The sequence below is a fragment of the Nocardiopsis suaedae genome (assembly GCF_027706745.1).
Lineage (GTDB): Bacteria > Actinomycetota > Actinomycetes > Streptosporangiales > Streptosporangiaceae > Nocardiopsis_A > Nocardiopsis_A suaedae.
This window is the reverse complement of sequence record NZ_JAQFWP010000075.1, coordinates 14,528-31,011: the sequence shown is the minus strand read 5'-3', so window position 1 is coordinate 31,011 and position 16,484 is coordinate 14,528. Positions and strand designations below refer to the sequence as shown.

Genomic DNA, 16,484 nt, shown 5'->3' with positions numbered 1-16,484 from the left:
AAGAAGCAACCGCTCATCCCGTACAAGCCCCGAATCCGTTCCCGGCCCGACCGCTTTTCCGCTAGAGGCGGCTTTCCGCTTTGTTGTGTCTTTACTTTATCAGGTGTTCCCCGGCCCGCCAAATCGGCGGTTTGTTCCGGATCTTTCCTGATTCCGTCCCTTGTTCCGGTTTCCCCCGGAGCGAGAACGGCGTGAAGACCTCGGCAAGTATGCCATGGTTCCGCCGGTGCTCGGACCAGAGTGTTCCGGATTCCGGAAGGAGGCGGTCACGCCCACCGATCTTCGGACCAGTGTTCGCTTCGACCGAGAAAGACCGCCGCCCGAGCCCGGAGTCTTCGACCCGGCTCAAGGCGACCCGATCCACTATAGGGACCGATCCGCCAGAAGGCAAACGGTCGGCTGAACCGGCGCCACCGCGTGCGGAACCCCTGGTGTGCAGGGGTTCCCGCCACCGGCCGGCCCATGCGTGGACCTCCGCATCCCCCGCCTAACCGGTGAGGAGCCGTCCCGCCCCCGTGCCCGGCGCCGCATAGAGCCAGTCGACCTCCATCCGGACCACGGCGACGCTCCCCGGCGGGAACGCCACGTACCCGCCGTAGGCCTCCTCGTCCAGGAACGACGACGCCATCTGCGCGACCGCCGGGTTGTGCCCGACCAGCATCACGGTCCCCACGTCCTGGGGAACACGGTTCACCAGCTCGTAGAGCCCGTGGTCGTCCGCACCGTAAGCCGCGTCCTCATAGTCGACCTGCGGCCGCCCCGGCATCTGCTCCAGCGCCAGCTCCAACGTCTCCCGGGTCCGGGCCGACGTCGAACAGATCACCTGCTCCGGAACGATCCCCGCATCGGCGAGCAGCTTCCCCGCCGCCTGCGCCTGCGCGCGCCCCTTGCCGGTCAGCCGGCGCGCGTGGTCGTCGCCGTGCCCGTGCTCCGCCTTTGCATGGCGGACGATCACCAGCGTGCCCGTCATGGCGCCGCCACCGTGGCCACGACCGCCATCACCGCCATGAGGGCGAGCATGATGCCCACCACCGCGACGAGGCCCTTCATCCCGGTCACGTGCCCCTCCTCTGCCTCGGCCCGAACCCTCCGACCGGACGCCGCCGGCCGGATCGCGCCGGACGGGTCGTCTCGCCCCAGCCTATGAAGGGTCGTGCTGACGTTTGTCACCCCCCGCCCCGTGGCCCGGGTCAGCCCGCACCGGTGACTTCTCCGTCTGCCGCCGCCCGGCCCCCTCGCGGAATCATCGTCATCAGTCGGCACGCAGCACCGGCACCGGAGTCCGCCGGAGGTGCCGGCCGACGCGGCACCACGGCACGAACCCGAGCCCCGGGACCGAGAGAGAGAAGGAATCCCCCATGGCCCCCATCGCCCCCGCCTCCGTTCCCACCACCGGCGTTTGCGCCCTCGTCGGCACCGCTCTCCTCGCGGGCTGCGGGCTCTTCGCCGCTTTCTCAGGCCGGCCCGACCTCGCCGTCCTGGCGCTCCTCTCCTTCTTGGTCCTCTTCGGCTCCCAGGGCCGTATCACCCGCGTCGTCGTCGGCGCCGCCACCGTGCTCGTCGCCGCCGTCCTCATGCACTACTTCGAGCAGACGAACTACGCCCTCCTCGTCCTGGCGGGCGCGGCCGTCCTCGACCGCCTGAGGCTCGGGGCGGCCCGTCAGACACAGGCGCAGGAGGACGGTGGCACCTGACGTCCTCGAGCAGTACAGAGGGGAACGCAGAAGAGGGGCGCCGGCGTCGGCCGGCGCCCCTCCTTTGTGCCTTTGTGCGCTGGTCCGGTGCCGCCCCCTCAGCCGGGGAGGACCGCCTCGATCGCGTCGGTCACCTCGGCGCCGTCCGGCTCGGTCTGCGGGGAGAAGCGCGCGGCGACCGTGCCGTCCGGGGCCACGAGGAATTTCTCGAAGTTCCAACGGATATCGCCGCTATAGCCCTCGGCGTCGGCGGTGTCGACGAGCCGGGCGTACAGCGGGTGCCGGTCGTCGCCGTTCACGTCGACCTTCTCCGTCATGGGGAAGGTGACGCCGTAGGTGGCCGAGCAGAACTCCGCGATCTCCTCGGCGGTTCCGGGCTCCTGGCCCATGAACTGGTTGCAGGGCACGCCCACGACGGTGAAGCCGCGCGGTGCGTAGCGCCGCTGGAGTTCCTCCAGGGCGGTGTACTGCGGAGTGAGACCGCACTTGGATGCCACGTTGACGAGCAGCACGGCTTTGCCGCGATACCCGTCGAGGTCGGCGGGGCCACCGGTGAGGGCGTCGATCTTGACGTCGAGGACGGACATGTCGCTCCTTGGTCGAGGCGGTGCGTAGGCCGTGCACGCGCGGTTCGCGGCAGGAGCGTACTCGGCTCCCGGCGTCGGTCCGCGCTGCTTCTGTGGGGGCGCCGGAGACCATCGGGGACGCGACCGGAGCGACGACCGCCTGTGCTCGCCGTGGCGTTTCCTGGGGAGGGCGCCTGTAGGAGCGGCCCATCGCTTATGTCCGGTCACCCGACGGTCTCTGAGGCGCATGTTCCCGCAGAGCCCGCCGTCTACAACGCGCGTTCCCAGTGGAGCCTTCCCTCGGAGTCGACGCGCGGGGCCAGGAATCCTCCGACCCGGCCGCCGTTCTCCAGGACGTCGGCGACCTCGGCGAGGTAGGCGCCCAGGGAGGGCCACCCGTTGAGGAAGTTGGCGCGGTCGTCGTGTTCGGCGTTGCCCAGCCTCCCCTGCCCGGGCCCCGGCCGCATGTCGATCACGTCGGAGTCGCCGTCGAACACCGCCCAGGGGATCCACGAGGGGTGCCACCAGGGTTCCTCGTCTTCGTCCAGGACGTCCTCGTCATCCAGGCGCAGGTCCTCGTAGATGTCGTTGCACAGGTGCCAATGCTCGACGATCTTGTCGACCGGTGCGGGAGGCCGCCCCGGGAAGGCGGAGCGCCACCCCTCCATCCCGTCGTGACAGGCGAGCGAGGCGAGCAGGTCGGGTGGGAAGCGCATCCCCATCTCGGCCTGCGCGGCCTCGACCGCTTCGGGGTCCGCCGGCGGTCTGAGCAATGCGTGGTCGGCCGGGGCGTTCGCGTACAGCCAGGCGTCGATCCGGGCCCAGGAGCCGGGCACCGAGGATTCGGGGAGGGGGGCGCCGTCCATCATGACGGCGATCAAAGCACACGCCGGCTCCCGCGGGCACCCCGTGTTCTCCGTCCTGGACGACCTTTTCCTTCGTCCCCGCCCGACCCGAGTCCGCGCCGTCGATTTCGGCGACGACGCCCCCGGGGTCGGCCGAGTGGTCGCGCCGGTGCCGAGAGGGTTCCGCCCCGACGTGCGGAGAAGACGTCGGGAGAGGGGCGGGCGAGCGCGGGGTGGGAACGGCCGAGGCCGCCCGGACGGAGTCCGGGCGGCCTCGCGTGAGGGCTTCGGGATCAGTCCTTGGCGGTCCCGTCGGTGACCGGCTCCTTATCGCCGTCACCTTCCCCATCGTCGCCTTCGTCGCGCGCTTCGGAGGCGTCCGCCGCCTCACCCTTCGGGGCGGCCTCGACACCGCGCTCGGAGCCCGGCTCGTCGGAGACCGGCGCCTCCTCCCGGGCGGCCGGGATCTGCTGCGCCGGGGCCTCGGTGCTCCCTCGCCGCTTGGACCACACGATGGCCCCGGCGATCACGCCCACGGCGAGCACGGTCGCGCCCGCCCGCAGCGCCACGTTGTCGGCGTAGAGCACCACGCTCGGCGCGATGATCAGCGCCACCAGGTTCATCACCTTCAGCAGCGGGTTGATCGCCGGGCCGGCGGTGTCCTTGAAGGGGTCGCCGACCGTGTCGCCGATGACGGTGGCCTCGTGCGCCTCCGACCCCTTGCCGCCGTGGTGGCCGTCCTCGACCAGCTTCTTGGCGTTGTCCCAGGCGCCGCCGGAGTTGGCGAGGAAGACCGCCATGAGCGCACCGGCCGCGATCGCACCGCCGAGGAAGGCGCCCAGCGAGGCGTAGCCGAGGGCGAAGCCGACCGCGATCGGGGTGAGCACGGCCAGCAGCCCGGGGGTGACCAGCTCCCGCAGCGAGTCCCGGGTGCAGATGTCGACCACCCGCGCGTACTCGGGCTTCTCGGTGCCGTCCATGATCCCCGGGCGGCTGCGGAACTGCTCGCGCACCTCCATCACCACGCGGCCGGCGGCGCGGCCCACCGCCATCACGGCCAGGCCGGAGAACAGGAACACCACCGAGGCGCCGATGATGACGCCGACCAGCACGTTGGGCTGGTCGATGGAGAGGCTGAAGGTGTCGGCCGCATCGCCGAGCGCCCCCTCCACCGAGGTGCGGAACGCCCCGAACAGCGCGGTGGCCGCCAGGACCGCGGTGGCGATCGCGATGCCCTTGGTGATCGCCTTGGTGGTGTTGCCGACCGCGTCGAGGCTGGTGAGGGCGTCCGCGCCGCGCCCTTCGACGTCGCCGGACATCTCCGCGATCCCCTGGGCGTTGTCGGAGACCGGCCCGAAGGTGTCCATGGCGACGATGACGCCGACCGTGGTGAGCAGACCGGTGCCGGCGAGGGCGACGGCGAAGAGGCTGACGGTGACCGAGACGCCGCCGATGAGGAAGGCCGCGTACACGGCCCCCGCGATGAGCAGCGCCGAGTAGACCGCCGACTCCAGGCCGACCGAGATGCCGGACAGGATGACCGTGGCGGCGCCGGTCTCCGAGCTCTCCCCGATCTCCCGGACCGGGCGCATGGTGGTCTCGGTGAAGTAGCCGGTGAGGAGCTGGATGGCGGCCGCCAGCAGGAGGCCGACCAGGACGGAGCCGAACGCGATCAGCCGCGGGTCGCCGTCGAGGGCGGCGGTGGCCTCGTCCACGCCCTGCAGCTCCGCGAAGCTGGAGGGCAGGTAGGCGTAGGAGGTGATCGCGACCAGCACGGCCGAGATGACGGCGGAGATGAAGAACCCGCGGTTGATGGCCGACATCGCGTTCTTGTCCCGCGCGCGCGGGGCGGTCACGAAGATGCCGATGACCGCGGTGATGACGCCGATCATGGGCACCAGCAGCGGGAAGACCAGCCCTTCCACACCGAAGGCGACGCGGCCCAGGATGAGCGAGGCCACCAGGACCACCGCGTAGGACTCGAAGAGGTCGGCGGCCATGCCCGCGCAGTCGCCGACGTTGTCGCCCACGTTGTCGGCGATGGTGGCGGCGTTGCGGGGGTCGTCCTCGGGGATGCCCTGTTCCACCTTGCCGACGAGGTCGGCGCCGACGTCGGCCGCCTTGGTGAAGATGCCGCCGCCCACACGCATGAACATGGCGAGCAGCGCGGCACCGAACCCGAAGCCCTCGAGGACGATGGGCGCGTCGCCGCGGTAGGCGAGGACCACGATCGCAGCGCCGAGCAGGCCCAGGCCGACCGTGAACATGCCCGCGACGCCGCCGGTGCGGAAGGCGATGCGCATCGCCCGGTGCTCTCCGGCCTGGCCGCCCTCCCGGGCGGCGGCGGCCACGCGCACGTTCCCGCGGACGGCGAGCCACATCCCGATGAAGCCGGTCAGCGCGGAGAAGACCGCGCCTATCGCGAAGAAGACCGAGCGCCCGTACCTGACCGCCTCGCTGTCGGCGGGCAGGAGGAGAAGGAGCAGGGGAATGACGACGACGAAAACGACGAGGGTGCGGAACTGGCGTTTGAGATACGCCGCCGCGCCCTCTTGTACCGCGAGCGCGATGTTCTGCATCCGCTCGGTTCCCTGTTCGGCGTTGAGAACCTCACGCACCAGGGCCCCGGCGACGGCGAGCGCGAGGAGCGCCACCACCAGGACCACGACGACGAGCGTGAAATTCATGCCGTCCAGGGCGAGCGCCGGGCCGCTGTCCACGGCGAGGCTGCTGAGCCCAGACAATCCGTCCTCCTAGAGACGGGCACGTACCGGCCCCGCAGGCGCTGCGCACGGGGTGCGCGGCGCGCAGAGCAGGGTCATGTGGGTGCCACCACCACGTACTGCACGTATTCTTCGGTTATCGGTCATCGGACATCGGTGCCGCTGGTGCCAGCGGGCACGATGTTCGGGGATTCTACGCATCGGGGCGGCGAAAAGTGAGGGCCGGACCGGCCCTTGTTGCACTGGGCCCGGATATGTGATCGCGCGGTGATCTGGGCGGTTGGGTATTTCCATTTTTGGTCGACAGTGCCCACTATTATGGGTAATAGCGGATTCGCCGCTGGAAATGCGGATGAAATACCCGTCAGGGCCGATAGGCGGCATGTGTCCCACAGGCCACAGGGGTAACGGGGTGGGCCGGCGTGTCCGGGGTGGGCCCCGGGCCTGCCCGCTTCCGGGTCCCTCACGACCTCGCCGGACTCACCGCGAGGGCGGTCCGCCCGCGTACGCGCCCGCGTTCATGGCGACCGCCGGTCGGCCGCGCCCTTCTCCTGGATGTGGTGTTCGGGGACGTTGGGAACACGCCCCCCGATCGGCCCGCCCGGGAGCGCAGCGTCTCACCGGCGCAGGCGCAGGCGGGACGTGTCGATCCCGCCGTCGTCCCCTGCCTCGACCGCGTCCGCCACCTCACGGGCGTGGGCCGCCGCTCCAATGGCATCGACACCCGACGGGGCCTCCGGGCCGAACTCCTCCACCCGGTCCGCCCCGCGCCGCAGCAAGCGGGCCGCTCCGACCCGGTTCCCCCGCTGCGCGTGCGTCAGCCCCACCGCGATCTGGGCCAGACCCCGCCACAGCTCGCGTTGGGGACCCTCGACGCCCTTCCAGACCGCCTCCAGCACCTCGTGGGCGTGGAACGCGTATCCGTCATCGAGGAGCGCCTGCGCCTCGTCCAGCCCCTCCTCCGGTGCGAAGACCGCGTCATCGGGCACTCGGGGCACCCCCGGGGAGCCGTAGGGCAGGGGCCGTCCGTACCGGTCCCTCGGGCGCTGGTTCTGGGCGCGCCCCTCGGGGTTGCGGTCCCTCTCGGTCCTGCCCGCGCTTCCGGCCATGGCGCCGCCCCTCCTCTACGCGTCCCGCACTCGTCCGTCTTCCCCGATTGTGCCGTGCTCGCCGTCAGGCGTCGGGCTCGGTGTCCCGGAGCCACCCCAGGAGCGCTTCGTTGACCGCCTCAGGCCGCTCCTGGTGGGCGAAGTGCCCCGCGCCCTCCACGGTGCGCCACCGGTACGGCGCATCGACGAAGCGGCCCGAGCCGCGCGCCGTCGACGGCAGCAGGAACGCGTCGCGGTCCCCGTGCAACTGCAGGGTCGGCACTCCGACCGGGCGGCGCATCCTGCGCCTGTAGCGGTAGCCGTCGGGCCGCACCTGGGAGCGGAACAGCCAGCGTTGGTACTCCAGGGAGCAGTGCGCCACCCCGGGGATGCGGAAGGCCTCCCGGCACCGCCGCTCGGTCTCCCGGTCGGGCCAGCCGGGCGCGGCCGACCAGTCGCGCAGCATCTGGCCCACACGGGCGGCGCCATCGGCCACCAGCGCGCGCTCGGGGACCATGGGCATCTGATTGCCGAAGAGCCGGCGTCCCGCCCACGTCTGTTCAGGCCGCCCCAGCAGCCCGTTGCGGAGCAGCAGGGGGTGCGGGGCGGAGACCGCCGCAAGGCGCCGCACCGACCACGGGTAGTAGGCCGCCATCGTCCAGGCGACCAGGCCGCCGGTGCCGTGTCCGACGGTCGCGGCGTCCCGCTCGCCCAGCGCGCGCACCAGTCCGGCCGCGTCGGAGGCGGCGGTCACCAGGTCGTATCCGCGCGGGGGCTTGTCACTGGCGCCGAAGCCGCGCAGGTCCACGGCGACGGCGCGGTACCCGGCGTCGGCGAGCGCGCCGATCTGCGCGTGCCAGGACCACCAGAACCAGGGGAAGCCGTGCAGCAGCAGCACCAGCGGCCCGTCGCCCGCCTCGGCGACGTGGAACCGCGTGCCGCCCGCGCTGACGGTCCGGTGCTTCCAGGGCCCCTCGACCAGGGCCGCGCTGTCGTCAGGGGTGGGCGCGTCGTGGGCCATGGGCGCCTGCGTCCGCGCGGGCGCGGGTCAGCGCTCGGCCGTGTGCTCGCCGCGGAGCACCGACACCGAGGTGGCCATGGTGGTGCCGAACCGCTCCAGCCCCTTGATCTTGCGCAGGTGCAGCACGCCGATGCCGACCATGATCGCCGCGACCAGCAGGTAGAACAGCGTGACGATCAGGAAGGAGATCCACGCGGACAGGCCCGCGACGTCGTAGAGGAACAGGCCGGCCGTCACCGAGAACAGGATCAGGAACAGGTGCAGCAGCACGGCGGCGGCGACGAACATCGCCGAGCCCTTGCCGACCTGCTTGGCGTCCCGCGCCAGTTCGAGCTTGGCCAGCTCCAGTTCGAGGCGGACGAGCTTGGAGATGTTCCCGCTCGCCTCGGAGACGAGCTCCCCGAGCGACCGGTCGGCGGCGTCGAACTCCTCGGCCCCCTGGCCACTCGACGGGTTCTCGGGCATCGCGGTGTCTCCCTTCCTTCCGTCGAACGCTCCCCGCATCCTTGCACATTTGCCACGTGGGGCGTCGCCCCCGGCACGCGGTTCGGCGGGCCCGCGGGCGGTACCGCGGGCGCGCCGGAGGGTGTCGGGCCGGGCCGGTTCCGGCCGGGCCGACTAGTCGTCGTCGCCGGAGCCGGACCCGAACGCGGTGCGGATCTTGTCCATGGCGCCCGCATCGGTCAGCGTGGACACGTCGCCCAGTTCCCGGTTCTCGGCCACGTCGCGCAGCAGGCGGCGCATGATCTTGCCGGAGCGGGTCTTGGGCAGCTCGGGCACGACCATGATCTGGCGCGGCTTGGCGATCGGCCCCAGGGAGGCTGCCACGTGCTCGCGCAGCTCCTTGACCAGGTCCTCGCCGCCGTCACCGGCCTCGCCGCGCAGGATGACGAAGGCGACGATGGCCTGCCCGGTGGTGGGGTCGTTGGCGCCGACCACCGCGGACTCGGCGACCTTGGGGTGGGCCACCAGGGCGGACTCCACCTCGGTGGTGGAGATGTTGTGGCCGGAGACGAGCATGACGTCGTCCACGCGGCCCAGCAGCCAGATGTCGCCGTCCTCGTCGCGCTTGGCGCCGTCGCCCGGGAAGTACAGCCCGTCGAAGCGCGACCAGTAGGTGTCCTTGTAGCGCTCCGGGTCGCCCCAGATCCCGCGGAGCATGGAGGGCCAGGGCTCGCGCACCACGATGAACCCGCCGCCGCCCGGGGGCACCGACTCGCCCTTGTCGTCGACGACGTCGGCGGCGATGCCGGGCAGCGGGCGCATGGCAGCGCCGGGCTTGCCCGAGTGGACGCCGGGCAGCGGGCTGACCATGATCGCCCCGGTCTCGGTCTGCCACCAGGTGTCGACGACCGGGGTGCGGTCGCCGCCGATGTTCTTGCGGTACCAGGTGTAGGCCTCGGGGTTGATGGGCTCGCCGACCGACCCCAGGACGCGCAGGCTCGACAGGTCGAAGCCCGCGGGGATGTCCTCGCCCCACTTCATGAAGGTGCGGATGGCGGTGGGGGCCATGTAGGCGATGGTGACCCCGTACTTCTCCACGATCTCCCAGAAGCGGCCCTTGTGCGGGGTGTCCGGGGTGCCCTCGTACATGACCGAGGTGGCGCCGTTGGAGAGCGGGCCGTAGACGATGTAGGAGTGGCCGGTGACCCACCCGATGTCGGCGGCGGTCCAGAACACGTCGGTCTCGGGCTTGAGGTCGAACACCGCCCAGTGGGTGTAGGAGACCTGGGTGAGGTAGCCGCCGGTGGTGTGCAGGATGCCCTTGGGCTTGGCCGTGGTGCCGCTGGTGTACATGATGTACAGCGGGTGCTCGGCGTCGTGGCCCTCGGCGGTGTGCTCGGTGGACTGGCGGTCCACGATGTCGTGCCACCACACGTCGCGGCCGTCGGTCCAGTCGACGTCCTGGCCGGTGCGGCGCACCACCAGCACGTGCTGGACCGCCGGGCGGTCCTTGACGGCCTCGTCCACCGCGGGCTTGAGCGAGCTGGGCTTGCCGCGGCGGTAGCCGCCGTCGGCGGTGACGACGACCTTGGCCGCGCTGTCGTCGAGGCGGGTGCCCAGGGCGTCCACCGAGAAGCCGCCGAAGACGACCATGTGCACCGCGCCGATGCGGGCGCAGGCCAGCATCGCCACCACGGTCTCGGGGATCATCGGCATGTAGACGGCCACCCGGTCGCCCTTCTCCACGCCCAGCTCCAGCAGGGCGTTGGAGGCCTGGCACACCATGTCCTTGAGCTCGGCGTAGGTGATGGTGCGGGTGTCGCCGGGCTCGCCCTCCCAGTGGTAGGCGACCTTGTCGCCGCGGCCGGCGTCGACGTGGCGGTCGAGGCAGTTCACGGCGGCGTTGATGGTGCCGCCGGTGAACCACTTGGCGAACGGGGGGTCCCAGTCCAGGACGCGGTCCCAGGGCTGCTCCCACTTCAGGCGCTCGGCCTGCTTCGCCCAGAAGGCGGGGCGGTCGGCGTCCGCTTCGGCGTAGGTGTCGGCCTGCACGTTGGCCGCGGCGGCGAGGTCCTCCGGCGGCGGGAACCGACGTGACTCGTGAAGCAGGTTGGACAGGGTCTCTTGCCCCTGGGGAGTCTCAGCCACCGTTACAGCTCCTTCGCGTGTCGTAGGCCTGCTTGCCCTATGTACTGAATCACGTGGCGCGGACCACTCCATCAAGCGGGTGCCGCCACGACAAGGGAGCGCAGGTGCGAAAACGGCGAGCGGTCGCGGGGGAACGCCGAGCGGTCGATTACCCGCGCGTAGCGTTCGGCGTAGTGTGGTCCGCGTGAATGCGGCAACGACCGATCCGCTCGCGCGGATCGCGGAACTGAGCGGCGTCGGCGAGGCGGTCGACGAGGCGCGCACCGTGGTGGACCGGCTGCTCGGCCACCGGGTGCTGCGGCGGCGCAGCGCCGACGTGTCCCTGGAGTCGGCGCTGCGCGGGGCGCACGCCTCGGCCGTGCTCGACGGGGCGGACGTGTCCCTGGAGCAGGTGCGTGCGGGTGAGGCCGACGACGCCCGTGTCAAGGGGGCGCTGCGGGTCTCCGGCGAGCTGGGCCGGCTTGTGGAGACGTGGCCGAAGGCGCCCCGGCAGGTGTTGGCGCGGCTGCACACGCTCGCCGCCGCCGACGCGCTCACGGGGGAGGGCGCCGACCGGCTCGGGCGGCCGCGGACCGGCGGCGAGGCCGCGCAGGACCCGTCGGGACTGGGCGCCCCGCCGTCGCCGATCGAGGTCGAGGCGCGGCTGGAGGCGCTCGGCGCGCTCCTGGAGCGGCGCTCGTCGGCGCCCGCGCTGGTGGTGTCGGCGGTCGTGCACGGCGAGCTGATGGCGCTGCGGCCCTTCGGGTGGGGCGACGGCCTGGTGGCCCGCGCGGCCGAGCGGCTGGTGCTGATCGAGCGCGGGCTGGACCCCAAGTCGCTGGCGGCGCCGGAGCTGGGGCACGAGCAGCGGCGCGAGGGCTACACCGAGGGGCTGCGGAGCTACCTCACCGGGACGCCGGAGGGCGTGCGGGCGTGGGTGCTGCACTGCTGCGCGGCGGTGGCCGACGGCGCACGGGACTCGCTGGCCACCTGCGAGGCGCTGAAGCGGGGCTGAGGAGGGCCGGACGCCAGCGGCGACATCTCGTTTCGATCACAACCGCCGCGCGTGCGAACGGCGCCCCGGCCTCCTCAGCGGAGGAGCGGCCGAGACGCCGCCGCGGGTGAGCCACTCCGGGCTATCAAGCGTGCTGTTTACGCTCCGACCTGGACGGATCCAGGTACGGACGGGCCTCTCGCGGCTTGGTGACGCGTGGGTACCCGGGCGCCGCACCCTGTGGGCCACTGCCCACCTCCTGCTTCTTTTCTACGCCTGATCAGGCGTTTTGAAAAGGGGGGAGGGCGGCTCCGCCCCGCGCGTGCGTGGTAACGTTGCGTATCAGGTCTGTTACCTCGAACGCGCGCGCAGCGTTCACGGACCTCCCCTCCCTGTCCCGGCGCGCGCGTCCCGGCGGCGCCCCGCGCCCGCCGGCCCGGTACCACTCGGCTCCCCCGGCTCCGTACGGTGCCGGACGCGTACGTATCCGATCCTCTCCAGGAACGGAGCCGGCTCTACCCCCCCGGAGCCGGACCGAGAGACGGCCCCCGCTATCCCCCCGGCGGGGGCCGTCGCCTTTTCCGGACCCCGTGCCGACCGGTGCGCCGGGACCTCCGTCCAGCCGACGCAGCACGGCCGCCGCGGCTCCGGGCCGGTCCGGCACCGCGCCCGGCACCCTGACCGGCGACCCGGCCGCGGCCCGGGGGCGGTGCCCCCGCGAGCGAAGGCCTTGCCGGGCACGCCCCCGCCCCTGTCCACAGGCGCGGCGGACCCCCTGCCACCGCGGTCCCCGGCGGTGCATCGTCGGCCCCATGGAACGATCCCGCCCCCTGCTGGCCACCGACGACCCCGAACTGCTCGACGACCTGCTGCGGCTGGCGGCCGCCGCGTCCGTCGAGGTCGACGTCGCCGCCTCGGCGGGTGCGGCGCTGCGCGACTGGGCGCGGGCCCCGCTGGTCGTCGTCGGCGGCGACCTGCTGGCGGCCGTCGCCGACCTGGAGCCCCCGCCGCACCCGCACGCCCTGGCCGCCGTCGCTCCCCCGGACCCCGGCGCCCCCGCGCCCGAGCCGGACGCGCTGCGCGCCGGGGTGCGGGCGCTGCTGCGCCTGCCCGGCGACGAGGCGCGCCTGACCGATCTGCTGGCCGACGCCGGGCGGGAGCGGGTGGGGCCGTGCCCGGTGGTGGCCGCGGTCGGCGGGCGCGGCGGGGCCGGGGCCAGCGTCCTCGCGGCGGCGCTGGCCATGGCGGGGGTGCGGGCGGGGCTGCGCACCGCCCTCGTCGACGCCGATCCGCTCGGCCCCGGCCTGGACCTGGTCTGCGGCGGGGACGGGCTGGTCGGGACCCGGTGGGGCGGCCTGCTCGCCCGCGAGGGGCGGATGAGCTGGCCCGCGCTGAGCGGGGTGCTGCCGCAGGTGCGCGGGTGCCCGGTGGTGACCTGGGACAGCGGCCCGGCCGAGGAGGTGCCCGCACCGGCGCTGCGCGCGGTCCTGGGCGCGGCGGCGCTCGGCGGCGACCTGGTCGTGGTGGACGCCCCCCGCGAGCCGGGGCCGGGGGCGGTGGAGGCGCTGCGCCGGTGCACGGCGGTGCTGGTGGTGGTGCCCGCCGACTTCTGCTCGGTGATGGCGGCCTACCGGCTGGTGCCGCGGCTGCGGAAGCACAGCTCGGCCCTGCGCCTGGTGACCCGGGGAGCGGGCCCCGGCCTGCCGGCGGAGGCGGTGGCGTCGAGCCTGGGACTGGAGCCGGCGGGGAACGTGCCCGAGGACCCGCGGGTGAGGCGGGCGCTGGACCGGGGCGACCTGCCCGGAGCCGACCGCGCCTCCCCGCTCGCCAGGGCCGCCGACCGGCTCCTGGAGGCCGTGCGCGCCCCGGCGCCCACGCCCGCCGCGGGGCCCTCGTGACCCGCCCGGACACCGCCCTGCTGGAGTCGGTCCGGGCGCGCCTGGTGCGCGACGGGGACGCGCCGACCCCGTCCCGGGTCGCGGCGGCGGTGCGCGCGGAGGGGGCGGTGCTGGGCGACGCCGAGCTGCTGGCGGTGGTGCGGGTGCTCAGCGCCGAGCTGTCCGGAACGGGGCCGCTGGAGCCGCTGATGGCCGACCCGGACGTGACCGACATCCTCGTGAACGGGCCCGCCGAGGTCTGGGTGGACGGGCCCGAGGGGCTGCGCCGGGCCTCCGGGGTGCGGTTCGCGGGCGAGGAGGAGGTGCGGGCGCTGGCCCGGCGGCTGGCCGCCCAGGCGGGGCGCCGTCTGGACGCGGCCGCGCCCTGGTGCGACGCCCGGCTGCCGTCGGGAGCGCGGCTGCACGCGGTGCTGCCGCCGGTGGCGCCGGAGGGGGCGTGCCTGTCGCTGCGGCTGCCGCCGCGCGGCGGTCTGGACCTGGCCGAGCTGGAGCGGCGGGGGTCGCTGTCGGCGCCGGCGGTACGGCTGCTGGAGGCGCTGGTGCGCGCGCGGGCGCCGCTGCTGTTGACGGGCGGGACGGGGACGGGCAAGACGACGCTGCTGTCGGCGCTGCTGTCCCTGGCGGGGCCGGGCGAGCGGCTGGTCCTGGTGGAGGACTCGGCGGAGCTGCGGCCGCGCCACCCGCACGTGGTGCGGCTGCAGGCGCGGCCGCCGAACATCGAGGGCACCGGTGAGGTGGACCTGCCGCAGCTGGTGCGCCAGGCCCTGCGGATGCGCCCGGACCGCCTGGTGGTGGGCGAGGTGCGCGGGGCCGAGGTGGTGTCCTTGCTGGCTGCCCTGAACACCGGCCACGAGGGCGGTTCGGGGACGGTGCACGCCAACGCGGCCGAGGAGCTGCCCGCCCGGATCGAGGCGCTGGCGTGCGCGGCGGGCCTGACGAGGGAGGCGGCGCACAGCCAGCTCGCGGCGACGGGGGCGGTGGCCGTCCACATGGTGCGCGGGGAGGACGGGGTGCGGAGGCCTGCGCAGGTGTGCGTGCTGCGCAGGAGCGCGGACGGCCTGGTGCGGGCGGTCCCCGCGGTGCTGTTCCCGCCGGAGGGCCCAGCGGAGGACGGTGAGGCTCATGCGGACCTGGCCGCCCGCATCGGCACCGGGTGGAGGCGCCCGTCTTGGTGACCCGGGGGAGGCCGGAGGCGTGCCGACCGGCGATGACCACGACGGGAGCGCCATCGAGACCGCTGGTTCGACAGCACCGTCGTCGTGTCCTTGACGGAACGCCGCATCGCAGGGCCGGACCGGCCGAACGGAGACGGCACCGCTCCAGCGGACGCGACCCAGGGCGACACGGGCACAGGGCGCCTATGAAGACGGGCGCCCACCGAAAGTCCGGCCCACGGCGCACGGCCACCGGCCATCCGCCTGGACTCCACATGTCAGCCGAGCCCGACTCCGACCCGCCGCGGCAGCCGGACCGGACGGAGGATCCACAGACACCACCCTGTGAAGGAGGCTCAGTGGACGGGCTATCCCTGTTCGGGATCGGAACCGGGCTCATGGCCTTGGGGAGTGCGGGGGCGGTGGCGGCCACACTGATGCCGTCGCCTGCGCACATGCGGCTGCTGTCGGTCCTCCCCCGCCCTGGGGGCCGACCGCACACGCACGGCAGGCTCGTCGAGCGGCCGCTCCGGACCGTCAGCAGGCTCACCGACCGGCTCCTCGGGCGGACCCGCACCCACGGACGGGAGACCGCCATCGCCGTCTGCCGCGTGTTCGCGTCGGAGCTGCGGGCCGGTCGGCCCCCGACCGCCGCCTTGGAGCGCTCGGCCGCCGAAGCCGTCGAAGCGGGCGCCGACGCCCTCGCCCCTGTCGCCGCCGCCGCGCGGAGCGGGGCCGACCCGGCCGAGGCCCTTCGCCGCGCCGGAGCCGCCCCCGGCATGGCCGGGCTGGCCCACCTGGCCGCCTGCTGGGCGGTGGCGTCCCGCTCCGGGGCCGGACTGGCCGAGGTGTCCGAGCGGTTGGCCGACTCCCTGTCCCAGGAGGAGGAACGGCGCCGCGAGCTGTCCGCGCAGTTGGCGGGCCCGCGCACGACCGCCGTCCTGCTCGCGCTCCTCCCGGCGGCCGGGCTCGGCCTGTCCTCGGCGATGGGCGCCGGGCCGATCGCGTTCCTGTTCACCACCCCCGTCGGGCTGGCGTGCCTCGCCGGCGGGGTGCTCCTGGACGCGGTGGGCCTGTGGTGGACGAACGGCATGGTCCGCAAGGCCGTCGCCGCGCTGGAGGGGGAGTGACCGCCATCCTCGGCGCGGTCGTGGTCGTCTTCGGGACCTGCGCCGTCCGCCTCCTGCTGTTCCCGGGCCCATCCATCGCCCGGCTGCGGTTGGAGGCCCGGCTCCGGCCGGGCCCACAGGCCGAACGCGCCGTCCCGGACCGGGGCATCGGACGCCTGGGAGCGGCCGGGGTCGTCCTCGCTCCGGTGCTCGCGCTCGCCATCGTCACCGGACCCGGTGCCGCCTTCCTCTTCGGCCCGCCGCTGGGAGCGGTGCTGTGGCTGGGGCTGCGCCGCGTGGCGGGTGCCCGCGCCCGCCAGCGGGACGCCAGGATCGCCGCAGGGCTCCCGCTGGCGCTCGACCTCCTGGTCGCCGGGGTCCGTGCCGGAGGGGAGACCGGCCAGGTCCTTTCCGCCCTGTCCCGCTCCATCGGCGGGCCGCTGGGCGAGGCCCTGGCCGAGGTCGCCGAACGGCAGCGCCTCGGCGCCGCCCCGGACCGCGCGTGGCGGGCGGTCGGCGGACCGCCCGAACTGGCCGCCCTCGGGCGCACGCTCACCCGCGCGGCGGAGACCGGCGCCCCCGTCGGCGACCTCGTCGCCCACCACGCGGCCGAGGCGCGCCGCGCGGCCCACGGGCGCGCCCTGGCGCGGACCCAGCGGACGGCGGTGCTGGTGGTCGCGCCGTTGGGCCTGTGCTTCCTCCCCGCGTTCGTCTTGATCGGGGTGGTGCCGCTGGTGGCGTCCCTCGTCGGCGGCCTCGTGGGTCCCTAGGAGGATGTTCGGAGTCCTGCGCCGTCCCGCCGACCGCGGTCCTCTGGCCCG

14 protein-coding genes are annotated in these 16,484 nt (G+C 73.8%); 6 read left to right on the top strand and 8 right to left on the bottom strand.

Going from position 1 to position 16,484, the window contains the following annotated elements; genetic code table 11:
• Positions 1 to 487 precede the first annotated feature (487 nt).
• Entirely contained in the window at positions 488 to 970 is a 483-nt protein-coding gene (locus tag O4U47_RS27240) for a SixA phosphatase family protein (RefSeq protein WP_270680836.1), read from the bottom strand.
• A gap of 388 nt (positions 971 to 1,358) precedes the next feature.
• Between O4U47_RS27240 and O4U47_RS27235 the strand changes: the two genes are divergently transcribed.
• Positions 1,359 to 1,694, top strand: coding sequence for a hypothetical protein (locus tag O4U47_RS27235; RefSeq protein WP_270680835.1), 336 nt, complete (start codon positions 1,359 to 1,361; stop codon positions 1,692 to 1,694).
• 98 nt (positions 1,695 to 1,792) lie between these two features.
• Here the strand turns inward: O4U47_RS27235 and O4U47_RS27230 are convergent, their stop codons facing one another.
• The 7 genes from O4U47_RS27230 to acs form a co-directional block, all read right to left on the bottom strand.
• Positions 1,793 to 2,281, bottom strand: a complete 489-nt coding sequence (locus O4U47_RS27230) for a glutathione peroxidase (RefSeq protein WP_270680834.1) — start codon at positions 2,279 to 2,281, stop codon at positions 1,793 to 1,795.
• A 248-nt stretch (positions 2,282 to 2,529) separates the two neighbouring features.
• Positions 2,530 to 3,129 (bottom strand): SMI1/KNR4 family protein, encoded by a 600-nt coding sequence (locus tag O4U47_RS27225; protein WP_270680833.1) that lies wholly within the window; start codon positions 3,127 to 3,129, stop codon positions 2,530 to 2,532.
• A 269-nt stretch (positions 3,130 to 3,398) separates the two neighbouring features.
• Entirely contained in the window at positions 3,399 to 5,792 is a 2,394-nt protein-coding gene (locus O4U47_RS27220) for a sodium-translocating pyrophosphatase (protein ID WP_408639038.1), read from the bottom strand.
• Between the two features lie 653 nt (positions 5,793 to 6,445).
• A complete protein-coding gene (locus O4U47_RS27215) occupies positions 6,446 to 6,937 on the bottom strand; it encodes a DUF309 domain-containing protein (RefSeq protein ID WP_270680831.1) in 492 nt (163 codons plus the stop codon).
• 64 nt (positions 6,938 to 7,001) lie between these two features.
• Positions 7,002 to 7,937 carry an alpha/beta fold hydrolase gene (locus tag O4U47_RS27210; RefSeq protein WP_270680830.1) on the bottom strand — a complete coding sequence of 312 codons (936 nt, stop codon included), beginning with the start codon at positions 7,935 to 7,937 and terminating at the stop codon, positions 7,002 to 7,004.
• A 27-nt stretch (positions 7,938 to 7,964) separates the two neighbouring features.
• Positions 7,965 to 8,402 carry a phage holin family protein gene (locus O4U47_RS27205; protein WP_270680829.1) on the bottom strand — a complete coding sequence of 146 codons (438 nt, stop codon included), beginning with the start codon at positions 8,400 to 8,402 and terminating at the stop codon, positions 7,965 to 7,967.
• A gap of 153 nt (positions 8,403 to 8,555) precedes the next feature.
• Positions 8,556 to 10,529, bottom strand: a complete 1,974-nt coding sequence (acs, locus tag O4U47_RS27200; protein WP_270680828.1) for an acetate--CoA ligase — start codon at positions 10,527 to 10,529, stop codon at positions 8,556 to 8,558.
• A gap of 184 nt (positions 10,530 to 10,713) precedes the next feature.
• Between acs and O4U47_RS27195 the strand changes: the two genes are divergently transcribed.
• From O4U47_RS27195 to O4U47_RS27175, 5 genes are all read left to right on the top strand, one after another.
• Positions 10,714 to 11,523 (top strand): Fic family protein, encoded by an 810-nt coding sequence (locus O4U47_RS27195; RefSeq protein WP_408639037.1) that lies wholly within the window; start codon positions 10,714 to 10,716, stop codon positions 11,521 to 11,523.
• Positions 11,524 to 12,314: 791 nt separating this feature from the next.
• Positions 12,315 to 13,400, top strand: a complete 1,086-nt coding sequence (gene ssd / locus O4U47_RS27190; RefSeq protein ID WP_270680826.1) for a septum site-determining protein Ssd — start codon at positions 12,315 to 12,317, stop codon at positions 13,398 to 13,400.
• On the top strand, positions 13,397 to 14,575 hold the full coding sequence (locus tag O4U47_RS27185; RefSeq protein ID WP_270680825.1) for a TadA family conjugal transfer-associated ATPase: 1,179 nt from the start codon (positions 13,397 to 13,399) through the stop codon (positions 14,573 to 14,575). The genes ssd and O4U47_RS27185 overlap by 4 nt, the downstream gene beginning before the upstream one ends.
• Before the next feature lie 338 nt (positions 14,576 to 14,913).
• A complete protein-coding gene (locus tag O4U47_RS27180) occupies positions 14,914 to 15,684 on the top strand; it encodes a type II secretion system F family protein (RefSeq protein ID WP_270680824.1) in 771 nt (256 codons plus the stop codon).
• Positions 15,681 to 16,433, top strand: coding sequence for a type II secretion system F family protein (locus O4U47_RS27175; RefSeq protein ID WP_270680823.1), 753 nt, complete (start codon positions 15,681 to 15,683; stop codon positions 16,431 to 16,433). Before O4U47_RS27180 ends, O4U47_RS27175 begins: the two co-directional genes overlap by 4 nt.
• The last annotated feature ends 51 nt before the right edge of the window (positions 16,434 to 16,484 follow it).

Bases quoted from the DNA above. Each gene is read 5' to 3' on its own strand.
- O4U47_RS27240 (WP_270680836.1), bottom strand. From the start codon at position 970: ATGACGGGCACGCTGGTGATCGTCCGCCATGCAAAGGCGGAGCACGGG.
- O4U47_RS27235 (WP_270680835.1), top strand. From the start codon at position 1,359: ATGGCCCCCATCGCCCCCGCCTCCGTTCCCACCACCGGCGTTTGCGCC.
- O4U47_RS27230 (WP_270680834.1), bottom strand. From the start codon at position 2,281: ATGTCCGTCCTCGACGTCAAGATCGACGCCCTCACCGGTGGCCCCGCC.
- O4U47_RS27225 (WP_270680833.1), bottom strand. From the start codon at position 3,129: ATGATGGACGGCGCCCCCCTCCCCGAATCCTCGGTGCCCGGCTCCTGG.
- O4U47_RS27220 (WP_408639038.1), bottom strand. From the start codon at position 5,792: ATGAATTTCACGCTCGTCGTCGTGGTCCTGGTGGTGGCGCTCCTCGCG.
- O4U47_RS27215 (WP_270680831.1), bottom strand. From the start codon at position 6,937: ATGGCCGGAAGCGCGGGCAGGACCGAGAGGGACCGCAACCCCGAGGGG.
- O4U47_RS27210 (WP_270680830.1), bottom strand. From the start codon at position 7,937: ATGGCCCACGACGCGCCCACCCCTGACGACAGCGCGGCCCTGGTCGAG.
- O4U47_RS27205 (WP_270680829.1), bottom strand. From the start codon at position 8,402: ATGCCCGAGAACCCGTCGAGTGGCCAGGGGGCCGAGGAGTTCGACGCC.
- ssd (WP_270680826.1), top strand. From the start codon at position 12,315: ATGGAACGATCCCGCCCCCTGCTGGCCACCGACGACCCCGAACTGCTC.